This window comes from Flavobacterium sp. (genome assembly GCF_013822155.1).
Classification (GTDB): domain Bacteria; phylum Bacteroidota; class Bacteroidia; order Flavobacteriales; family Flavobacteriaceae; genus Flavobacterium.
This window is the reverse complement of the sequence record NZ_PNJW01000130.1, coordinates 1-2,475: the sequence shown is the minus strand read 5'-3', so window position 1 is coordinate 2,475 and position 2,475 is coordinate 1. Positions and strand designations below refer to the sequence as shown.

Here is a 2,475-nt window from a genome sequence, read left to right as displayed (position 1 = left end):
TTGCGGGTTGAATGATGTTCGCATAAAATTGATAACGGTTAAGCTTTGGGTGGATATTGAAGTGTGGGAATTTCAATTTTATCTTATAAAAACTCAAAGTTTAACCTTCATAAATATAGGCATCTATTTGTTTTAAAGCATATTATTGTATTTCAGGTAGTAGTATTGGAGTCTGACCCCAATACTGTGACCCCAATACTGCTACCAGAGGCGGAGATAGGAAATCGGCTCAATTCAAAATCAATCGAATCTGACCCCTTGGTTTTTCCAAGAGTCAAAGTGATTCTCCCTGTTGGACATAACGTAAAGCTAACCGGGTGCGGCACGGAAAGCCGAGTAAACAAAATCGTATTATAACTGCGCTCCGGTTGAGAGCCATGTTAAACCGAATGCGTGATTGCAAGACCTGTCCCCTAAGTCTCTGCACGTGATTGCAAGACCTGTCCCCTAAGTCTCTGCAACGTTTTTTCGGGCCATTTTTGTTGTCCTCGTCGATAGGTTCCGTTATTTTATCAACCTATCTCACTGTCCGTTTTTATTAGACCATTGCAAACAAGGAACTGATCCTGATTTTCGTGAACAAGATCAAATCGACAATTAACCGTGTATGGGGAGAATAGGATGAGCCAAATTCAACATATTTCAATACAACTAGAAGGGATTGGAAGTGTATTGAAAGGAAAAAGATTCAAGGTACCCGCTTATCAACGATCTTATGCATGGGAAAAAGAGCATGTAGAATCATTATTAAATGACATTAATGACGCAATAAAAAATAAGGAGCGTGAATATTTTTTAGGGTCGATTGTCGTTACAGCTGGAGATAATAATCGTTATGATGTTGTTGATGGTCAGCAGCGTTTAACAACGGTTAGTCTTATTATAGCGGCTATTAAAGATATATTTAAAAATGAAGATGATCGCGAAGTTGTATTATCAGTAAAGTCGGATTTCTTAGCGAGCACTGATAGGAAAACAAAAGAACAAGAACCAAAACTAGTATTAAATGAAGTAGATAATGAAGTTTACCAAGAGCTTATAGACGATATAGACAATATAGATGATTCAAAATATAGAAGACAATCTCATAAGAGATTGATTGAAGCTTCAAAATCCTGCATTTTATTTTTAGAAAAAATTCGTCAACAATCAAAAGATTCAGAAGAAGAGTTGCATGAGTGGTTAGACTATATTGAAACAAATTTAAAAATTATAGTTGTTGTGGCTCCAGATGATAGTAATGCATTTACCATATTTGAAACTCTTAATGACAGAGGACTAGAATTAGCAATATCAGACCTATTAAAGAACTACTTATTTCATCGATCTGGAGAAAAATTGGAGGAGACGAAGAATCGTTGGCAAACAATGGTATCAATATTAGAAAGTGCTTCAGATGATCCTTTGGTTGTTACATATTTGCGTCATTTTTCAATGGCAAAATACGGTCTGATTCGGGAAAAAGAGCTTTTTTCAGTGATAAAGAAAAAAATCACCAGTAAAAAGCTAGCATTGACTTATTCTAATAATCTTGCAGATGGAGCTAGAGTTTACTCTGCTCTCATAAATACTGATCATGAATTCTGGTCAAGCTATGATTACCAAGTAACCGAAGCAGTTTCGGCATTAAATTTGCTGGGTATGATACAAATAAGGCCTTTACTATTGGCTGTATTGGAAAAGTTTGATAATAAAAATGTGAAAATCATCTTTAAAAAGCTTGTTTCTGTAGCAGTAAGATTTCAAATTGTTGGTGGAGTTGGTGGCGGAACATTGGAAAAGTTATATGCAGATACAGCTCGATCTATATCAGAAGGAAAAATAAACCTACCGGTCGATGTTATTTCTGCATTTAAAAATCTGCCTTCCGATTCAGAATTTAGAACAGCATTCTCCGTAGCTACTATCTCTAAACAGAAACTTGCAAGATTTTATTTGCGATATCTTGAAAATGGGTACGAAACTGATTCCGAAAAAGTGCCGAGTCTCGATACTGATCGAGTCAATCTAGAACATGTGTTACCATCAAACCCAACTAGTGAATGGACGGCTAATTTTAAGCCTGATGAACTTAGGGCATATCAAAATCGCTTGGGTAATCTTGCGTTAATGTCTTCAAAAATGAACAGTACGATTGGGAATTGTTCATTTTCGGATAAAAAAGAGCTCTACAGAAAATCATCTTTCAATCTTACGAAGAGCATTTCTGAAGAGGGAGTGTGGAATAAACAGGCTATTGAAAACAGGCAATCAATAATGGCAGATTTAGCTGTGAAAATTTGGTCTGTGTAGAATATGCCATCTAAATACTTTCTCTTCCTCCTTGCAAATGCCGGTAGAGTGTGGACGTAGCAACTTTGAGCCTTGAGGTCACTTCCTCGACCGTAATATCCGGATCGGCCAGCATGGCCTTGGCCGCTTGAATATCCTTTTCCGTTAGTAATAGAAGGGGTCACATAATAGAAGGGGTCATAA

Annotated in this window: 1 protein-coding gene and 1 pseudogene; one reads left to right on the top strand and one right to left on the bottom strand. The window is 36.8% G+C overall.

Annotated features, from left to right (window positions below):
* Nucleotides 1–621 precede the first annotated feature (621 nt).
* The gene (locus C0512_RS15180; protein ID WP_290863083.1) at nt 622–2,292 is read left to right on the top strand and encodes a DUF262 domain-containing HNH endonuclease family protein; all 1,671 of its coding nucleotides are present in this window, start codon (nt 622–624) and stop codon (nt 2,290–2,292) included.
* Nucleotides 2,293–2,302: 10 nt separating this feature from the next.
* Here C0512_RS15180 and C0512_RS16050 read toward each other — a convergent pair.
* A pseudogene (locus C0512_RS16050) lies at nt 2,303–2,428 on the bottom strand (hypothetical protein); the annotation flags it as partial.
* Nucleotides 2,429–2,475 lie beyond the last annotated feature (47 nt).

Bases quoted from the DNA above. Each gene is read 5' to 3' on its own strand.
- C0512_RS15180 (WP_290863083.1), top strand. From the start codon at position 622: ATGAGCCAAATTCAACATATTTCAATACAACTAGAAGGGATTGGAAGT.